The sequence below is a fragment of the Roseovarius sp. D0-M9 genome, assembly GCF_037083805.1.
Lineage (GTDB): Bacteria > Pseudomonadota > Alphaproteobacteria > Rhodobacterales > Rhodobacteraceae > Roseovarius.
In genome coordinates this window covers 108,915-127,676 of record NZ_JBAPKZ010000007.1, presented here as the reverse complement: position 1 = coordinate 127,676, position 18,762 = coordinate 108,915, and the positions used below count along the sequence as shown (strand labels likewise).

Sequence of the window (18,762 nt, the reverse complement as noted above, 5' to 3'; positions counted from 1 at the left end):
GCCAAAGGAGGCAGGCATGGATACGATCTACGCAATGTCCTCGGCGCAGGGCAAGGCGGGTGTGTCGGTCATCCGCGTTTCGGGGCCCTCTGCGCATGCGGCTTGTCTGGCGCTGTGCGGGGATATTCCCCCTATGCGTCAGGCGTCCTTGCGGACATTGCGCGACGCCAATGGTGTGCCATTGGATCAGGCGTTGGTGCTGACATTCGCCGCCGGCAGTAGCTTTACGGGCGAGGAGTCGGTCGAATTTCAAGTCCACGGCAGCTCAGCGGTCGTCTCGGCAGTCACCGCCGCGCTGTCAGAGATGACAGACCTTAGAATGGCAGAACCAGGCGAGTTCACACGGCGTGCGCTTGATAACGGCTGTCTCGACGTGGCTCAGATCGAGGGATTGGCGGATCTGATAGACGCCGAAACCGAGGCGCAGCGCAAGCAGGCCTTGCGCGTTCTGTCTGGTGATCTCGGTCTGCGGGCTGAAGGATGGCGGCGCGATCTGATCCGCGCCGCGGCGTTGGTGGAGGCGACAATTGATTTCGCCGATGAGGACGTGCCTGTCGATGTGTCGCCGGAAGTCAGCGCCCTGATTTCGGGGGTCATGACTGATTTGCGCCGCGAGATCGCCGGAACCGAAGTTACCGAACGCATTCGGACCGGTTTCGAGGTGGCGATTGTCGGGGCGCCCAACGTCGGCAAATCAACGCTTCTGAATGCGCTTGCGGGTCGGGATGCAGCGATTACATCTGATATCGCGGGCACCACGCGCGATGTGATTGAAGTCCGCATGGATCTGGCGGGTCTACCGGTAACATTGCTGGATACAGCCGGCATTCGTGAGACCGAAGACAAGGTCGAAGCTTTGGGGGTGGAGTTGGCGCTGCGGCGTGCATCTGCCGCTGACATCAGAGTGTTCTTGATTGAACCAACCGATCCTGAGCCTGTGGGGCGGATGGATGGAGACATCGTATTGATTTCTAAGGGAGATTCTCAAAGGGGGAAATATCCCGGGGTATCGGGTAAAACCGGAGCAGGGATCGACTCGCTTGTGGCAGAAATCAGTAGTGTTTTATCGCAGCGCGCTGCAAACGCCGGCGTCGCGACGCGCGCAAGGCACCGTGAGGCAATGCAGCGGGGCGCCTCTACGTTGGAAAATGCGCAAGAGTTGTTGAAGGGTGGCGAGGCGACTGCGGATATTGCTGCCGAAGAGATCCGGACGGCTGTTCGTGCGCTTGATTCTCTGGTAGGTCGGGTGGATATCGAAAATATTCTTGACGAAATCTTTGCCAGCTTTTGCCTTGGCAAGTGAGGAGTGTTTCACGTGAAACATTACGACTTCGATGTTATTGTGATCGGCGGCGGACATGCGGGTGCCGAGGCCGCCCATGCGGCGGCGCGTATGGGTGTGCGGACAGCCCTCGTTACGCTGTCGCGGCAGGATATCGGCGTGATGTCATGCAACCCTGCGATTGGCGGTCTAGGTAAGGGGCACCTTGTCCGCGAGATTGACGCGCTGGATGGCATCATGGGGCGTGTTGCAGATGCGGCTGGAATTCAGTTTCGCTTGCTCAATCGCCGCAAGGGCCCAGCCGTTCAGGGACCGCGCGCGCAGGCAGATCGCAACCTTTACAAGGCTGCTGCCTTGCAGGCGATCGAGGAACAGCACGGCCTGTCGATAGTTGAAGGCGAGGCGGCGGATTTCGTGATGGAGGGTGACGCGGTTCGTGGCGTAGTTCTCGCTGATGGATCGCAGATCTCGGCGCGATCGGTGGTTCTGACCACCGGCACCTTCTTGCGCGGTGTCATTCATATCGGCGACGTGGCGCATCCGGGGGGGCGTATGGGCGCGCGGCCATCCGTCAAACTGGCCGAACGTATAGATAGCTTTGAACTGCCCATGGGGCGCCTGAAAACCGGAACGCCTCCGCGGTTGGATAGAAAGACAATCGATTGGGATGTGCTGGAGGTGCAGCCCGGCGACGACGATCCGGTTCTCTTTTCATTCCTGTCCAGTGGGGTTCAGGCGCTTCAAATTAAATGTGGCATTACCCACACCAATGAGCGAACGCACGACATTATTCGTCGTAACCTTGAAAAATCAGCGATGTATGGCGGTCACATTGATGGCGTCGGGCCGCGTTATTGTCCGTCAATCGAGGATAAAGTTGTTCGTTTTGCCGACAAGACATCGCATCAGATTTTTCTGGAGCCGGAAAGTCTTACAACCGATCTGATCTATCCTAACGGCATTTCGACTTCGCTTCCGGAAGACGTTCAGTCCGATTATATTCGTTCTATCAAGGGTTTGGAACGGGCAGAGATTGTTCAGCCTGGATATGCCATCGAATATGATTACATCGACCCCCGTGCATTGGACGGCACTCTCAGCCTGAGAAATGTGCCCGGTCTTTTTCTGGCAGGCCAGATCAACGGAACAACGGGTTATGAGGAGGCAGCGGCCCAAGGCCTCGTTGCGGGGCTGAATGCCGCGTTGGTGTGCCAAGATCGTCCTGCCGAAATATTCTCGCGGTCCAGTTCGTATATCGGTGTAATGATCGATGATTTGATCACGCGCGGTGTGTCGGAGCCCTACCGGATGTTTACTTCCCGGGCCGAGTTCCGTCTGTCACTGAGGGCGGACAACGCAGATCAACGTCTGACTGGGCGAGGGATCGAGCTGGGCTGTGTGGGCGACGCGCGGCAGCGTCAGTTCGAAATCAAAATGTCGCAACTGGAAGGCGCGCGTGCGCGGCTTGACGCTGTTGTTTTCTCACCTCGGCAGTTGGCGGATATCGGTTTGAAGGTAAACCAGGATGGCTCAAAGCGGTCTGGATTTCAGATTCTGGCTTTTTCCGATGTGACCTTTGAAATTTTGGCCGAACTCGATCCAAGTCTTGCCGGCATCGCCCCGAATATTGCCGATCAGATCGCCAAAGATGCACTTTACGCGAATTACATTGCCCGGCAGGAAAGGGATATCGCGCTTGTCCGGCGGGATGAAGCGCATGTTATTCCACTGGACTTCGATTATTCGCAGCTTGGCGGGCTTTCGAATGAGCTCAAGGCAAAACTTACACAGGTCAGGCCATCAAATCTGGCGCATGCTGCTCGGATTGACGGGATGACACCGGCAGCCCTGACATTGCTGTTGACGCGCCTGCGATCCAGCAGCAAGGCGCGTTCCGCGTGAGTGAGTTTGCACCGGATGTTTCACGTGAAACAATCGAAAGGCTCCGTGCCTTTCAGGCAGTTGTTTCCAAATGGACGCCCAAGATAAACCTCGTTTCCAAGGACAGCGTTCCCCATCTTTGGGAGCGGCATATCCTGGACTCCGTCCAACTCGTCCGAGCGGCGCCAAAGCGCGTTACTCACTGGCTTGATCTTGGTTCGGGCGGGGGGTTTCCGGGCGTTGTCGCAGCTATTTTTGCAATGGATGCGAGGGATGAAAGGCGCGTGACGCTGGTTGAAAGTGACGCAAGGAAATGCGCATTTCTACGGACAGCTCTACGCGAGACGGGGGCGCAGGCCAAAGTATTGAACGAGCGCATAGAAGATGTGCCGCCTCAAGGCGCTGATGTTGTGTCGGCCCGCGCCCTTGCTGATCTGAGCGCGCTGCTGGGTTATGCAGACATTCACCTCGGTGCAGGGGGCGTTGCGCTCTTCGCCAAGGGCGCGCGTTGGCGTGAAGAGGCCGATTCAGCGAGATCACAGTGGAATTTCAATCTGGAAGCCGTTAAAAGTGAATTTGCGGCAGAGGCTGCAATTCTGAAAATTACAGGAGTGTCCCGTGTCTGATCCCACCCGTCCGCATGGGCCCCGAATCATCGCCATTGCCAACCAAAAAGGGGGCGTTGGCAAAACAACGACGACGATCAACTTGGGGGCCGCGCTGGCGGAGCAGGGGCAGAAGGTCATGATTGTTGATCTTGATCCTCAGGGGAATGCCTCGACGGGGCTTGGGATAGATATTGAAGATCGGGAATTCACGACCTATGAATTGCTGCTCGAGGATATTGATCTGGGCCAGGTGATTCAGCCCACGCGCTCGGAAAACCTGACGATCATTCCCGCGACAGTGGACCTCAGTTCTGCCGATATCGAGCTGATTTCCAATGAAAAGCGGAGCTTTTTGCTACATGATGCCCTGCGCCAGACGGCGATGGATCGGTATGACCTTGATTATGTCCTGATCGATTGCCCGCCCTCACTGAACTTGCTGACAGTCAACGCAATGGTCGCCGCTCATTCTGTGTTGGTGCCCTTGCAAAGCGAGTTTTTTGCCTTGGAGGGGCTCTCGCAGCTCATGCTTACCATTCGGGAGGTGCGTCAGTCGGCAAATCCCAAGTTGCGGATCGAAGGAGTCGTTCTGACGATGTTCGATGCGCGCAATAATCTTTCAGGGCAGGTCGAAAAGGATGCGCGTGAGAACCTTGGCGATCTGGTATTCAATACCCTCATCCCGCGTAACGTCCGACTGAGCGAGGCGCCCTCATATTCGATGTCGGTTCTGGATTATGATCCGCAGTCCCGTGGCGCCGAAGCCTACCGTGCGCTGGCCAAGGAATTGATGCAAAATCAGGCGCTTGTTGCGGCCTGACAAAGGAAAACAGATGGCTGACAAATCCCAAAGACAGCGCGGGCTCGGTCGCGGACTCTCGGCCCTCATGGCCGATGTGAACGACCGTGACGAGGCTGCGCGAACAACGCCTCGACAACCCGACATGATGGTTCCGATTGAGCAGGTCGTTGCCAATCCGGATCAGCCGCGTCGACGTTTTGATGAGGAGCTGTTGAATGACTTGTCCGCGTCGATCAAGGAAAAGGGGATCATTCAGCCCCTGATCGTGCGTCGGAAAGATGCTGGCTACGAGATTGTCGCGGGCGAGCGACGCTGGCGCGCCGCGCAAAAGGCCGGACTGCATCAGATCCCCGTGATCATTCGGGACTTCGATGACACAGAGGTCCTTGAAATTGCGATCATCGAGAACATCCAGCGCGCCGACCTAAACCCCGTCGAAGAAGCGGCTGGTTATGTCCAGCTCATGAACAAATTTGGCCACACGCAAGAAAAGCTGGCCGAAGCACTCGGTAAAAGCCGCAGCCATATCGCAAATACCATGCGACTCATGCAACTGCCTGAGATCGTTCAGAATTTTGTGACTGAAGGCAAGCTATCGGCAGGCCATGCGCGCACGCTTATCACAGCCAAGGATCCGGTCGCACTGGCAAAGAAGGTCATCTCGGGGGATTTGTCCGTTCGTGATACCGAAAAGCTGGTGCGCAAGGCGAATGAGCCGACCCGATCGGACACTGATGGCGCTGCCCGCAAGCAGCGGGTCGGCGGTAGCAAGGATGCTGATACGCGAGCGCTGGAAGACGATCTTTCGGCGAACCTTGGAATGAAGGTGTCAGTGGATCACAAGGATGGCGCCGAAGGTGGTTCGATTTCGATCAGCTACAAGACGCTGGATGAACTCGACGAGCTATGCCGCATCCTATCAACAGGAAAGTAACCTCTAATCAGGCAAAAGCTCGGTAATGACTGCGTTCAGGACGATGCGGCCTTGCGGGGTCGCGGCAAGGGTAGTTCCGGTTTGCCGCACCATGCCTATTGCCTGCAAGTGGTCTATCTTGGCCTGATCCAAGGGCGCTCCGGCAAGGTTTTCATAGCGCAGCAGGTCGATACCGCGGGCGATGCGCAAGCCCATCATCAGGTATTCACCTGCCTGCTCCTTGGGCGGTATCGCAAGGCGCGGCTTTTCCGTCTGTCCGGCATCACTGCGCATAAGCCAGGCGTCGGGGTGAGCGAAGGCCTCGGTGGCCCATCGTGTGCCATCGAGTGTGAGCCTACCATGTGCCCCCGGCCCGATGCCGATGTAATCGCCATGCTGCCAATAGATGAGGTTATGACGCGATTCCGCGCCAGGGCGCGCGTGGTTCGACACCTCGTATGCAGGCATTCCGGCGGCATCGCACAACTCTTGAGTCGCCTCATACATATCGACGGCCAGATCGTCTTCGGGCAGACCCTTCAACCCACCGGCATCAAAGCGAGCGCCGAACGCGGTGCCAGGTTCAATGGTAAGCTGATAAAGCGACAGGTGATCGACGGCCATGCTCAGCGCCGTCGAAAGCTCGGCCCGCCAGTCTACGAGGGATTGATCCTGCCGGGCATAGATCAGATCGAAACTGACGCGCTTGAACTGTGTGCGTGCGATATCAAACGCGGCGCGCGCCTCAGCCACCGTATGGATGCGGCCAAGGCGACGTAGATCGGGATCATTCAGCGCCTGAATGCCCATGGATACTCGGTCAACCCCCGCATCGGCATAGGCAGCAAAGCGGGTTGCCTCAACCGAGCCGGGATTGGCCTCAAGCGTGATTTCCATGTCATTGGCAAAGGTCCAATGATGTCGGATGCGGTCAAGAATGGCCTGAACAGTCTCGGCGGGCATCAAACTGGGCGTGCCACCGCCGAAAAAGACTGAGTTCAACAGGCGGCCTTGGGTCAGCTCGGCGTATCTGTCGATCTCACGCAGGAAAGCGGCACGCCATGCATCGTGATCGATCGCGTTGCTGACATGGCTGTTGAAGTCGCAGTAAGGGCATTTGGCGGCACAAAACGGCCAATGCAGGTAGAGGCCGAAGCCCCCTTGGCGCCATTCCTCAGTCAAGGCAGCCCTTTACCAACTGTGCAAAGGCATCGGCGCGATGGCTGATGCGGTTTTTCTCGGCTGGGTCCATTTCGGCGAAACTGATTTCATAGCCGACGGGCTGAAAAATGGGATCGTAGCCATGACCACGCGCGCCGCGCATCGGCCATGTGACCTGCCCCTCGATGGATCCGGGAAACACCTCGTCATGCCCGTCTGGCCATGCGACTACCAGCGTGCAGCAAAACCGCGCGGTCCAGGGGGCAGGGGCGCCAGACGCGATCAGGCGGTCATGCGCCTTGGTCATGGCCATCACAAAATCGCGGCCCGATCCGGTTTCGGCCCAATCGGCGGTATAGACGCCCGGCGCCCCATCCAGCGCGTCAATCTCTATGCCTGAATCGTCGGACATGGCGGGCAGGCCTGTGGCTTGCGCGGCCGCATGTGCCTTGATCCGGGCGTTTCCGACGAATGTCGCCTCGGTCTCTTCGGGTTCGGGCAAGTTGCGCTCTGCTGCGCCTACGACAGTGATGCCGTAGGGCGCAAGCAGATCGGCGATCTCGGCCAGCTTGCCCGCATTATGGGTGGCAACCAGCAGGGTATCGCCTGTGAGTTTACGCATTGACGGCGGCCAGTTGCAGAGTGGCAAGCTCGGCCACGCCCTTTTCGGCCAGATCCATAAGTTGGTTCATCTGGTCCCGATTGAAGGTCGCGCCCTCGGCAGACATCTGCACTTCGATCAGCTTGCCCGACTGTGTCATGATGAAATTGCCATCGACGCCAGCCTCGCTATCCTCGGGATAGTCCAGATCCAGAACTGCTTGCCCGGCATAGAGGCCGCAGGACACGGCAGCGACCGGATCGACCAGCGGATCGGATGTCACTGCCCCGGTCTTGAGCAGTTTGTTTACGGCCAGTTTCAGGGCGACCCAGCCGCCGGTGATCGAGGCGCAGCGCGTGCCGCCATCGGCCTGAATGACGTCGCAATCGACGGTGATCTGGCGCTCGCCCAGGGCAACGCGGTCGACACCGGCGCGCAGGCTGCGTCCGATCAGGCGCTGGATCTCGACGGTGCGCCCGCCTTGCTTGCCTGCCGTCGCCTCGCGCCGCATGCGGCTGGTGGTCGAGCGGGGGAGCATGCCGTATTCCGCCGTCACCCAGCCAAGGCCAGACCCTTTGATAAAAGGGGGCACGCGGTCCTCGATGGTCGCGGTGCAGAGCACATGGGTGTCGCCCATACGGATCATGCAGGACCCCTCGGCGTGCTTTGTAACGCCCGTTTCGATTGAAACGCCGCGCATCTCACTTAACTCTCTACCTGAAGGGCGCATGAATAATCCTCTTTGCAGCTTGACTGCGGGGATACAGGGGCGCAGGCCGGAATGGCAACCCCGATTGACCCTGCGCCCGGCACCGCCTTAGATGGCACCGCGAGGCAAGGAATTCACCATGAGCGACGCGCGACACCTTCTGGAAGAGATGAATGATCGCTCCCGCGAGGTTTTCCGCAGGGTGGTTGAGGGATATCTGCTGACCGGCGCACCCGTCGGATCGCGCAGCCTGACCCGCGAGCTAAGCGAGAAGGTCAGCGCCGCGACGGTTCGCAACGTGATGCAGGACCTTGAGTACATGGGCCTGCTCGATAGCCCGCATGTCAGTGCGGGCCGTGTGCCGACGCAGACGGGCCTGCGCATGTTTGTGGATGGTCTGCTTGAGGTGGGTGATCTGCAAAGCGCTGATCGCGCGCTGATGGACAGCACGATGTCGTCCAATTCCGATGATGTCGCCGGGGTGCTCGACCGGATCGGACAGACCCTCTCGGGTGTGACGCAAGGGGCGTCCCTGGTCCTTGCGCCCAAACATGAGGCGCCGATCAAACATATCGAGTTTGTCAGCCTTGGCCATGACCGCGCGCTCGTCGTGCTGGTGTTTGGGGACGGGCATGTTGAAAACCGTATCTTTACGCCCCCGCCCGGCCAGACCCCGAGTTCGATGCGCGAGGCGGCGAATTTCCTCAACGCGCTGGTCGAGGGCAAGACGCTCAGCGATGTGCAAACCGTCATCTCGCGCCAGATCAGTGAGCGGCGGCAAGAAATTGATACACTGGCGCATGCAATGGTCGAAAGCGGGCTGGCCGTCTGGACCGACGAGGGCGACGGCCCTGATCGCCTGATCGTGAGGGGCCGGTCGCATCTCTTGGGCGCCGGTGGCGACGAGATCGATCTTGAGCGGATCCGCACCCTTTTTGACGATTTGGAACGCAAGCGCGATATCGCCAACTTCCTGGAATTGGCCGATGAGGGGGAAGGCGTACGCATTTTTATCGGCTCCGAGAACAAACTTTTCTCACTTACGGGTTCCTCTTTGGTTGTCTCTCCATATATGAACGCAGACCGGAAGATCGTCGGAGCCGTGGGGGTCATCGGGCCTACCCGGCTGAACTACGGGCGCATCGTTCCAATCGTGGATTACACGGCGCAGCTCGTCGGCAAGCTGATCGCCGACAGAAGTTGAAGGGCAGACATTATGGCAGAGCGCGACAATAACGACTTTCTTGACGATATCGAAGAGGCCGAGGCCGAGACGTATCGCGAGGATATGACCGAAATCTCTGACGAGGAAGCCGAGCTGGATACTGTCCGGGCCGAACGTGACGCGTTTCACGACAAATTCCTGCGCGCGCTTGCGGAGGCGGAAAACGCACGCAAGCGGGCGGATCGCGATCGCCGCGAGGCCGAGAACTATGGCGGCTCCAAGCTGTCACGTGATCTGCTGCCGGTTTACGACAACATGAAGCGTGCCATCGAGTCGATCCCCGAGGAGCAGCGCGAGGCATCCGCCGCCTTCATCGAGGGGATCGAGTTGACGATGCGCGAACTTCTCAACGTGTTTTCCAAGCACGGCATCCGCATCGTCTCGCCCGAGGTCGGTGACAAGTTCGATCCGCAGCATCATGAAGCGATGTTCGAGGCACCGCTGCCCGGCACCAAGGCAGGCGAGATCATTCAGGTTTCGGCCGAGGGGTTCATGTTACACGATCGCATTCTGCGCCCCGCCAAGGTGGGCGTCTCGTCGATGCAGGGCTGATTGCGGCCTGTCTGTTTCACGTGCCTCGTGCGCCCCGGATCACCTCCGGGGCGTTTTTGCATCAATCAGGCTATGCTTTGGGCAATTTTGACTTTAACTCATAGATGAGGGCGAGCGCTTCGCGCGGGCTCAATTCGTCCGGCAAAACGGACACGAGCGCAGCTTCGACTTCGGACGGCGCGGCGGCCTTTGTCGGCGGTGCCATTGGCCTGCTTGAGAAAAGCGGCAAATCATCAATCAGTGTCTCGCGTGCACTGCCGCCCTCCCGCTCTCCTCGTTCCAGCGCGTCGAGCACGACGCGTGCCCGATCGATCACGCTGCTTGGCAGCCCTGCAAGCTTGGCCACCTGAACGCCATAAGACCGATCCGCAGCTCCTTGGCGCACCTCGTGCAGGAAAATCACGTCGCCATCATGTTCCTTGACGGCAACCGTGGCGTTATCGACGCGGGCCAGCTTCTCGGAAAGGTTGGTAAGCTCGTGATAGTGCGTGGCAAAGAGCGCGCGACATCCGTTGACTTCGTGCAGATGCTCCAATGTCGCCCATGCAATCGACAGGCCGTCATAGGTGGCGGTGCCGCGCCCGATTTCGTCCAGTATCACCAGCGCGCCGTCATCGGCTTGGTTCAGAATCGCGGCCGTCTCGACCATTTCCACCATAAACGTCGAGCGTCCTCGCGCCAGATCATCCGACGCGCCGACACGGCTGAAGAGCTGGCTGACGATCCCGATATGTGCAGATTTTGCAGGCACGAAACTGCCGATCTGTGCCAAAAGCGCGATGAGGGCATTCTGACGCAAGAAGGTCGATTTACCTGCCATGTTGGGGCCGGTGAGCAGCCAGATGTCGCTAGTATCGCCCAGATTGCAATCGTTGGCGACAAAAGGCCCGGACCCTTGCGCCCTCAGCGCCTGCTCGACGACCGGATGCCTACCGCCCACAATATTCAGCGCGCGGCTGTAATCCACGCGTGGGCGGCACCAACTGGCTTCAGTCGCCAGATCCGCCAAGGCTGCCGTCAGGTCCAGTTGTGATAGCGCGCGTGCCACCTGCGTCAGTGCGGCCGCCTGCTCCAAAACTGCGCCTTTAAGCCTGTCATAGAGCCGTTTTTCAAGCTCGATCGCGCGGCCGCCCGCATTTAGGATGCGGGTTTCCATCTCGGAGAGGGGGACGGTGGTAAAACGCACTTGGTTGGCCGTGGTCTGCCGATGCTTGAACGTCTCGTTCAGAGGCGCAGACAGCATCCGTTCGGCGTGGGTTGCCGTAACCTCGACGAAGTAGCCAAGCACGTTGTTATGCTTGATCTTAAGGGACGAAATGCCCGTCTCGGCTGCATATTCGGCCTGCATGCGGGCAATGACGCCGCGCCCCTCGTCCCGAAGCTGGCGGGCCTCATCAAGTTCGGGATCGTGGCCCTCGGCGATAAAGCCCCCGTCGCGGGCCAGCAGTGGCGGCTCGGCAATCAGGGACTGATCCAAGAGGTCGAGCAGCGCGTCATGGCCCGTCAAATCTGTCGTCAACGCAGCGAGGGCGTCTGGCAAGCTCTGTTCCCGCATGAGCGCCGCAATCCCCTCGGCACCTTCCAGGCCATTTCGCACGGCTGCCAGATCGCGGGGGCCCCCGCGGTCTAGCGCGAGGCGCGATAGCGCGCGATCCAGGTCTGGCACGCGTCGCAAATGCTGTCGCAGATCAGAGCGGAATCGAGACTGTTCTACCGCGAATGACACCATTTCATGGCGGGTATGAATGACCTCGAGGTTGCGAGATGGGCTGGACAGACGCCGTTCCAGCAGCCGGGCGCCCCCCGCAGTGACGGTGCGGTCCATGACGGCCAAGAGAGATCCGGAGCGTCCACCTGACAGGGCATGGGTCAGCTCAAGATTGCGGCGAGTCGCGGCGTCAATCTGCATCACCCCGGCGAGGTTTTCGCGCTGGGGCGGCTGGAGCAGGGGCAATTTACCCTTTTGCGTTATTTCAAGGTATTCGACGACCGCGCCCATGGCGGCGATCTCGGCCCGATCGAATGTGCCGAAGGCGTCCAGCGTTTGCACCTCGAAGAGCGCGCAAAGCCTTTGCGCGGCGCTTGTGCTGTCAAAGGCAGAGCGACCCAGGGGCGTGACGGATGCGCCGATATCAGTGCCTAAATTGGCAAACTCGTCACTGCCACCATCGGCCACCAGGACTTCGCTGGGCGCAAGCCGCGCCAACTCGGGTCCGATCCGGGCGGGCGGGAGCGGCATGACATGTAGCGCGCCGGTCGAGATGTCGGCCCAAGCCAGCGCATGATCGCCTCGCACCTCGGCAATCGCGGCGAGGTAATTGTGCCGGCGCGCCTCAAGCAGGGATTCCTCGGTCAGGGTGCCGGGTGTAACCAGCCGCACGACGCCCCGCTTGACCACGGATTTCGAGCCACGCTTTTTCGCCTCGGCGGGGTTTTCCAACTGCTCGCAGACGGCGACGCGAAATCCCTTGCGGATCAGTGTCAGCAGATAGCCTTCTGCCGAATGCACCGGCACGCCGCACATGGCGATATCCTGACCCAGATGCTTGCCACGCTTGGTCAGAGCGATATCCAGCGCCTCGGCGGCGAGGGCGGCGTCGTCAAAGAAAAGCTCGTAGAAATCGCCCATGCGGTAAAAGAGCAGGGCCCCCGCGTACTCTGCCTTGATCTCGAGATATTGCGCCATCATCGGCGTGACCGTGTCGGTTGTCACGAAATGCCCCCCATCGTTGCGGCGAACCTACAAACCATGCGGCCCCGGCGAAAGCCGATTCAGCACGGCAGTTGAGCGCGCGGTCATAGACCGTTATGCAGGACCTACCGCATTTTCAGGACGCAACCGCACATGGCAAACCCCAAGTTCACACCGGAGGAGGCGCTGGCCTTCCACCTCGAGCCGACACCCGGCAAGTTCGAGATCACCGCGACGGTGCCGATGACGACGCAGCGCGACCTCAGCCTTGCGTATTCGCCCGGCGTCGCGATCCCCTGCCTTGCCATCGAGGAAAACCCCGAGGCGGCCTATGACTATACGAACAAGGGTAATCTGGTTGCCGTGATTTCCAACGGCACCGCGGTGCTGGGGCTTGGCAATCTGGGCGCGCTGGCGTCCAAGCCGGTGATGGAGGGCAAGGCGGTGCTCTTCAAACGGTTTGCCGATGTGAACAGTATCGATATCGAGCTGGACACCGAGGATGCGGATGCGTTCTGCAATGCCGTGCGCCTGATGGGGCCAACCTTTGGCGGGATCAACCTCGAAGACATCAAGGCACCCGAATGTTTCATCATCGAGCAGCGCCTCAAGGAAGAGATGGACATCCCCGTGTTTCACGACGACCAGCACGGCACGGCGGTGATCTGTGCGGCGGGCCTCATCAACGCACTGCACCTGTCGGGCAAGAAGATCGAGGATGTGCGCATCGTCCTGAACGGCGCAGGCGCGGCTGGCATTGCCTGCCTCGAGCTGCTGAAGACCATGGGCGCGCGGCACGAGAACACCGTGATGTGCGACACCAAGGGCGTCATTTATCAGGGCCGCACCGAGGGCATGAACCAGTGGAAATCCGCCCATGCGGTCAAGACGGATCGCCGCACGCTGGCCGAGGCCATGGAGGGCGCGGATGTGTTCCTTGGCGTTTCGGCCAAGGGCGCGGTGACGCAGGACATGGTGGTCAGCATGGCACCCGATCCGGTGATCTTTGCCATGGCGAACCCCGATCCCGAGATCACGCCCGAAGAGGCACATGAGGTGCGCCCCGACGCAATTGTCGCCACGGGCCGCAGTGATTATCCCAATCAGGTGAATAACGTCCTCGGCTTTCCCTATCTCTTTCGCGGTGCCCTCGATGTGCATGCGCGCGCGATCAATGACGAGATGAAGATCGCCTGTGCCGAGGCGTTGGCGCGTCTTGCGCGGCAGGATGTGCCCGACGAGGTGGGGATGGCCTACGGACGCAAGCTGGCCTTCGGGCGGGATTACATCATCCCCGCGCCCTTCGATCCGCGCCTGATTTATACGATCCCGCCTGCTGTGGCCAAGGCTTGCATGCAGACGGGGGCCGCGCGCCGTCCAATCATCGACATGGACGCCTATGAAATCGCGCTGAAGGGCCGGATGGATCCGACGGCCAGCATCATGCGCTCGATCAACGCGCGGGCGCGCGCGGCGCAGGCCACGATGATCTTCGCCGAAGGCGATGACCCCCGCGTGCTGCGCGCCGCTGTGCAGTATCAGCGCGCAGGCATCGGCAAGGCGCTGGTCGTCGGCCGTGAGCCCGACGTCAAGGCCAAGCTGGAGGCTGCCGGTATGGCGGATGCCGTGGCCGAACTGGAAATCGTCAACGCCGCCAATACGCCCCATCTGGAAGAGTATCGCGCCTTTCTTTACGAGCGGTTGCAGCGCAAGGGATATGATCGTCACGACATCAACCGCCTCGCCACGCGTGACCGGCATGTCTTTGCCTCGCTGATGCTGGCGCATGGGCATGGCGATGGCCTGATCACCGGGGCAACGCGCAAATCGGCGCATGTGCTGGAGCTGATCAACCATGTCTTCGATGCGGATGCCGAACATGGCGTCGCAGGCGTGACGGCGGTAATGCACAAGGGGCGCATCGTTCTGGTTGCCGATACGCTGGTGCAGGAATGGCCCGATGAAAACGATCTGGCCAATATCGCCGAGCGCGCGGCAGGTGTGGCCCGTCACCTCGGCCTTGAGCCGCGTGTTGCCTTTGTCAGCTTTTCAACCTTTGGCTATCCGCAATCGGAGCGGGCGGAAAAGATGCATCGCGCGCCCAAGGTTCTTGAGCAGCGTGGCGTCGACTTCGAGTTCGAGGGCGACATGACTGTCGATGTGGCTTTGAACACCGCCGCGCAGGAGGCTTACCCGTTTCAGCGTTTGACGGGTCCGGCAAACATCCTTGTCGTGCCGGCGCGGCATTCCGCCTCCATCTCGGTCAAGCTGATGCAGGAAATGGCGGGCGCGACCATCATCGGCCCCATCCTGTCGGGGCTGGATAAGTCGGTGCAGATCTGTTCATCCACTTCGACATCCACGGATATCGTCAACATGGCGGTTTTGGCGGCGTGCAAGGTCGGCTAGGTCTACGCCTTTGGCCTCAGGATTTTGGTCGGCGCGAAAGCTGTACCGCGAGGATGCCGGCCATGATGATGGCGACGCCGATCAGGTCCGTCGGCTGAAGCTTCTCCCCCAGAACGAGCGCGGCGATGGCGACCCCCAGAAACGGATTGAGAAAGTGGAAGGTCGCGGCGCGGGTAGCGCTGATGCGCTGAACCAGCTTGAACCACACAAGCGTTGCGGCAAGGCCGGGAATGAGCGTAGTCCAGACAAATGCCGCGCCCAGTCGCCAGCTCCACTCAATGACGAGCGTTTCGGTGAATGCCGCCACGACCGCCAGCACTGCGCCGCCGATCAGCATTTGAAGCCCGACCACCATCAGGAAGTTGCCGCCCGAAGTTGCGCCCCGCACGCTGAGCGTCGCGACCGTCAACGCGACCGTGCCCAGAATGCAAAGGGTCATGCCATACAGATCGACCCCGCCGGACAGCCGCGTGCCCATCACCATCGCAACCCCGGCAAAGCCCGCCATGAGGCCCATGATTGCTGGCCGCGGCAGACGTTCGCGCAGAAAAAGCCACGAGGCGAGTGCCACCAAGAGGGGCATCATCGACGCGATGATCACGGCGAATGACGCCTCGATGGTTTGCATGGCCACAAAGTTCAGGCCTAGATAGAGCGCGTTCTGGCAAATGCCGAGGATGATACAGGCGCGCCACTGAGATGGGGTCAGCCGCCAGGACTGGCCGAGAAGCCAAGCGATGAAGACGCCTAGAAGGCCCGAGATAATGAAACGGAGCGCGAGTGCGCTGAGCGGGGGCGCGGCTTCGACGATGATGCGCGCAGAGGTGAAGGCACTGGACCACATGACGGCAAAGCCGACGCCCATCACGATACTGCGCAGATCCATCCCGAGTGCCTCGCGTTAAAGGCGCCAAAGCAAAAGGGCCGCCCATCCAGGCGACCCTTTAGAAATCCGGTGCAAGATGCAAGATCAGCCGTTCACGCTATCTTTCAGCGCCTTGGCGATGGTCATCTTGACGACCTTGTCCGCATCTTTCTTGATCTGCTCGCCAGTGGCGGGGTTGCGCACCATCCGCTCGGGGCGTTCGCGGCAGTAGATCTTGCCGACGCCGGGCAGGGTGACGGCGCCGCCGCCCGATACTTCGCGTGTGATCACGTTGATGATGCTGTCGAGGGCCGTGCCCGCAGTCTTCTTGTCGCCGCCCATCTCGTCTGCCAGTGCGGCAACGAGCTGCGTCTTTGTCATGGGTTTTGCCATTGAGTGGTCTCCTTTTTCTGCCCGCTGTCTGGGCCTCGTCGTCAGGTGTAACCCCATTTTAATGGGTAATACAACGCATACTGAGGTATGTGGGGCGATATTTGCGCATAAATATGCCGCTCTCAAGGTGTGTCCCACCACCGGTGCAACCGCGTGTCAGAGAAATGCGGTTTCGTCAAAGGCGCGCAACTTGCGGCTGTGCAGACGATCGAGCGGCATCTGGGACAGTGCCTCCATCGCGCGAATTCCGATCATCAGGTGACGTGCGACCTGACCGCTGTAGAAGGCGCTCGCCATGCCCGGAAGCTTCAACTCGCCATGGAGCGGCTTGTCGGAAACGCACAGGAGCGTTCCATATGGCACGCGAAAGCGAAAGCCGTTGGCCGCGATTGTCGCGCTCTCCATGTCGAGCGCGATGGCGCGGCTCTGGCTGAGGCGACGGACCGGCCCGGACTGGTCGCGCAGTTCCCAGTTTCGGTTGTCGACGCTGGCGACGGTGCCGGTGCGCATGATCCGCTTCAGCTCGTAGCCCTCCAGTTGGGTGACATCCTCGACCGCCTCTTCGAGGGCGATCTGAATTTCGGCCAAGGCAGGGATCGGAACCCAAGTGGGCAGGTCGGCGTCCAGCACGCCATCCTCGCGCAAATAGGCATGGGCCAGAACATAGTCGCCCAGCCGCTGCGAATTACGGAGCCCGGCACAATGGCCAACCATGATCCATGCATGGGGGCGCAGGACCGCGATGTGATCGGTCGCTGTCTTGGCATTGGAGGGGCCGATGCCGATATTGACCAGAGTGATGCCAGAACCGTCAGGTTTCTTGAGATGATAGGTGGGCATCTGCGGCATCTTTTTCGGCGCCTCTATCGGGGCATCGGGCGATGTGATCTCGGTATCGCCTGTCCCGACAAAGCTGGTGTAGCCAGTGGCCGGATCGGCCAGCACGCGGCGGGCATAGGCCTCGAACTCGGAGACATAGAACTGGTAGTTGGTGAAGAGCACGTGGTTCTGAAAATGCCCCGGTGATGTCGCCGTATAGTGCGCCAGCCGCGCCAGCGAATAATCGACGCGCTGCGCGGTGAAGGGCGCCAGCGGCCTGGTGCCATCCGCAGTGGGGCCGGCCAAACCGTTGATGATGTCGTCATCCATCGTGCCGAGGTCCGGCACGTCAAAGACATCGCGCAGGATAAATCCAGCCGCGCCCTCGTGCGGGACGGTCATCCGCGCATCCTGCGCGACGGCGAAATGCACCGGCATGGGTGTCTGCGAGACGCCAACAGTGACCGGAACGCCGTGATTTTCCAGCAAGAGACCGATTTGCTGGATCAGGTAAGTGCGAAACAGATCGGGACGCGTGACCGTCGCGGCATGCGTGCCGGGCGCCGCGACATGGCCGAAGGCGAGGCGCGTGTCGATCTCGGCAAAACTGGAGGTCGTCAGTCGGACTTCGGGATAAAAGGCGCGAACGCGGTGCTCGGGCTGCGGGCCTGTGAGGGCGCTGGCAAAGCCCTGGCGCAAGAAATCCACCGCCTCGTCATAGAGGGCTTGCAGGTGATCGACAGCGGCGACCGCCTCGGTAAATGTGCGCGGTGGGTTTGTTGCCGGACTGAGGATTGTTTGTTCCTTGGCTTGCATTTTTGGCCCCCCGTCCGCTTCCAAGCATGATCTGTGCGCAAAGGGTGCACTGCCAGCGGGGCGGGCGCAAGCAGGGCCACACCCTTGCCTTGGGCATATCGGGGGCGCATATCAGGCAGATGACGAAAACACTTCTTTCCTTTGGGCACGGATACTCGGCCCGCGCGCTGGGCGCCCTGCTGAACGACGCGGGTGGCTGGCGTATCATCGGCACCACGCGAGACGCGGCAAAGGCCGAAACACTGGCCCGCGAGGGCGTCGAGGCCGTGATCTGGCCCGGCACCGATATGGCCCCCGCGCTGGCAGAGGCGACGCATCTGCTGATTTCGGCTGGGCCTGATGAGGACGGTGATCCGGTGCTGTCGACGCTGCGCGATGATATCGCGCGCGCTGCGCCGCATCTGGAATGGGCGGGATACCTTTCCACCACCGGTGTTTACGGCGATCACGATGGCGGCTGGGTGGATGAGGCCACGCCCCTCGATCCCGGCACCCGGCGCGGCGTCTTGCGGCAGGAGGCGGAGGCGACATGGCAATCCATCCCGGATCTGCCGCTGCACATCTTTCGCCTTGCCGGGATCTATGGGCCCGGTCGCGGCCCCTTTGCCAAGGTGCGCGCGGGCAAGGCGCGACGCATCATCAAGGAGGGGCAGGTCTTTAGCCGGATCCATGTCGAGGATATTGCGCAGGTTCTGGCTGCGTCAATGCGTGCGCCGGATCCGGGTGCCATCTACAACGTATGTGACAACGACCCCGCGCCGCCGCAGGATGTGATCGGCTATGCCGCCGAATTGCTTGGGATGCCGCTGCCCGAAGCCGTCCCTTTCGAGGAGGCCGAGATGTCGCCGATGGCGCGCAGCTTTTACGCGGAATCCAAACGCGTCAGCAACGACCGGATCCAGAAGGAACTGGGCGTGACATTGCGCTATCCCAGCTATCGCGAAGGGCTGCGCGCGATGATGGACGATGTCCCAGATGGCGCCTGACGCCGTATGAGGGCAGGCGCGGCAACGCTTGCAAATCCTGCCTTGGGC

16 protein-coding genes are annotated in these 18,762 nt (G+C 60.5%); 9 read left to right on the top strand and 7 right to left on the bottom strand.

Annotated features, from left to right (window positions below):
* Window positions 1–16 precede the first annotated feature (16 nt).
* Genes mnmE through V8352_RS07090 form a run of 5 tightly spaced genes read left to right on the top strand, consistent with a single transcriptional unit; the run spans window position 17 to window position 5,507 of the window.
* Window positions 17–1,303 (top strand): tRNA uridine-5-carboxymethylaminomethyl(34) synthesis GTPase MnmE, encoded by a 1,287-nt coding sequence (mnmE, locus tag V8352_RS07110; RefSeq protein WP_336423572.1) that lies wholly within the window; start codon window positions 17–19, stop codon window positions 1,301–1,303.
* Between the two features lie 3 nt (window positions 1,304–1,306).
* A complete protein-coding gene (gene mnmG / locus V8352_RS07105; RefSeq protein ID WP_336423571.1) occupies window positions 1,307–3,184 on the top strand; it encodes a tRNA uridine-5-carboxymethylaminomethyl(34) synthesis enzyme MnmG in 1,878 nt (625 codons plus the stop codon).
* Window positions 3,181–3,789, top strand: coding sequence for a 16S rRNA (guanine(527)-N(7))-methyltransferase RsmG (gene rsmG, locus V8352_RS07100; RefSeq protein ID WP_336423570.1), 609 nt, complete (start codon window positions 3,181–3,183; stop codon window positions 3,787–3,789). Before mnmG ends, rsmG begins: the two co-directional genes overlap by 4 nt.
* Window positions 3,782–4,591 carry a ParA family protein gene (locus V8352_RS07095; protein WP_336423569.1) on the top strand — a complete coding sequence of 270 codons (810 nt, stop codon included), beginning with the start codon at window positions 3,782–3,784 and terminating at the stop codon, window positions 4,589–4,591. Before rsmG ends, V8352_RS07095 begins: the two co-directional genes overlap by 8 nt.
* 13 nt (window positions 4,592–4,604) lie before the next feature.
* Window positions 4,605–5,507 (top strand): ParB/RepB/Spo0J family partition protein, encoded by a 903-nt coding sequence (locus tag V8352_RS07090; protein WP_336423592.1) that lies wholly within the window; start codon window positions 4,605–4,607, stop codon window positions 5,505–5,507.
* A 3-nt stretch (window positions 5,508–5,510) separates the two neighbouring features.
* On the opposite strand, the gene hemW is transcribed toward V8352_RS07090, so the two are convergent.
* The 3 genes from hemW to rph are packed head-to-tail and all read right to left on the bottom strand — an operon-like array spanning window position 5,511 to window position 7,978.
* The gene (hemW, locus tag V8352_RS07085; RefSeq protein WP_336423568.1) at window positions 5,511–6,668 is read right to left on the bottom strand and encodes a radical SAM family heme chaperone HemW; all 1,158 of its coding nucleotides are present in this window, start codon (window positions 6,666–6,668) and stop codon (window positions 5,511–5,513) included.
* The gene (rdgB, locus tag V8352_RS07080; protein ID WP_336423567.1) at window positions 6,661–7,269 is read right to left on the bottom strand and encodes an RdgB/HAM1 family non-canonical purine NTP pyrophosphatase; all 609 of its coding nucleotides are present in this window, start codon (window positions 7,267–7,269) and stop codon (window positions 6,661–6,663) included. Before rdgB ends, hemW begins: the two co-directional genes overlap by 8 nt.
* Window positions 7,262–7,978 carry a ribonuclease PH gene (gene rph / locus V8352_RS07075; protein WP_336423566.1) on the bottom strand — a complete coding sequence of 239 codons (717 nt, stop codon included), beginning with the start codon at window positions 7,976–7,978 and terminating at the stop codon, window positions 7,262–7,264. Before rph ends, rdgB begins: the two co-directional genes overlap by 8 nt.
* Window positions 7,979–8,096: 118 nt before the next feature.
* On the opposite strand from rph, the gene hrcA reads away from it, so the two are divergent.
* Both hrcA and V8352_RS07065 read left to right on the top strand, forming a co-directional pair.
* A complete protein-coding gene (gene hrcA / locus V8352_RS07070; RefSeq protein ID WP_336423565.1) occupies window positions 8,097–9,161 on the top strand; it encodes a heat-inducible transcriptional repressor HrcA in 1,065 nt (354 codons plus the stop codon).
* Window positions 9,162–9,173: 12 nt separating this feature from the next.
* Window positions 9,174–9,734: a nucleotide exchange factor GrpE gene (locus V8352_RS07065; RefSeq protein WP_336423564.1), complete on the top strand. Its 561-nt coding sequence runs from the start codon at window positions 9,174–9,176 to the stop codon at window positions 9,732–9,734.
* Between the two features lie 70 nt (window positions 9,735–9,804).
* Here V8352_RS07065 and mutS read toward each other — a convergent pair whose 3' ends face one another.
* Complete coding sequence (gene mutS, locus V8352_RS07060) at window positions 9,805–12,423, bottom strand: DNA mismatch repair protein MutS (protein ID WP_336423591.1); 2,619 nt, start codon at window positions 12,421–12,423, stop codon at window positions 9,805–9,807.
* Window positions 12,424–12,579: 156 nt separating this feature from the next.
* Between mutS and V8352_RS07055 the strand changes: the two genes are divergently transcribed.
* Window positions 12,580–14,835 carry an NADP-dependent malic enzyme gene (locus tag V8352_RS07055; RefSeq protein ID WP_336423563.1) on the top strand — a complete coding sequence of 752 codons (2,256 nt, stop codon included), beginning with the start codon at window positions 12,580–12,582 and terminating at the stop codon, window positions 14,833–14,835.
* A 16-nt stretch (window positions 14,836–14,851) separates the two neighbouring features.
* Here the strand turns inward: V8352_RS07055 and V8352_RS07050 are convergent, their stop codons facing one another.
* The 3 genes from V8352_RS07050 to V8352_RS07040 form a co-directional block, all read right to left on the bottom strand.
* Window positions 14,852–15,721: a DMT family transporter gene (locus V8352_RS07050; protein ID WP_336423562.1), complete on the bottom strand. Its 870-nt coding sequence runs from the start codon at window positions 15,719–15,721 to the stop codon at window positions 14,852–14,854.
* A gap of 84 nt (window positions 15,722–15,805) precedes the next feature.
* A complete protein-coding gene (locus V8352_RS07045; RefSeq protein WP_336423561.1) occupies window positions 15,806–16,093 on the bottom strand; it encodes an HU family DNA-binding protein in 288 nt (95 codons plus the stop codon).
* Between the two features lie 156 nt (window positions 16,094–16,249).
* Window positions 16,250–17,728: an AMP nucleosidase gene (locus V8352_RS07040; protein WP_336423560.1), complete on the bottom strand. Its 1,479-nt coding sequence runs from the start codon at window positions 17,726–17,728 to the stop codon at window positions 16,250–16,252.
* 119 nt (window positions 17,729–17,847) lie between these two features.
* On the opposite strand from V8352_RS07040, the gene V8352_RS07035 reads away from it, so the two are divergent.
* Entirely contained in the window at window positions 17,848–18,714 is an 867-nt protein-coding gene (locus V8352_RS07035; protein WP_336423559.1) for an SDR family oxidoreductase, read from the top strand.
* Window positions 18,715–18,762: the final 48 nt, after the last annotated feature.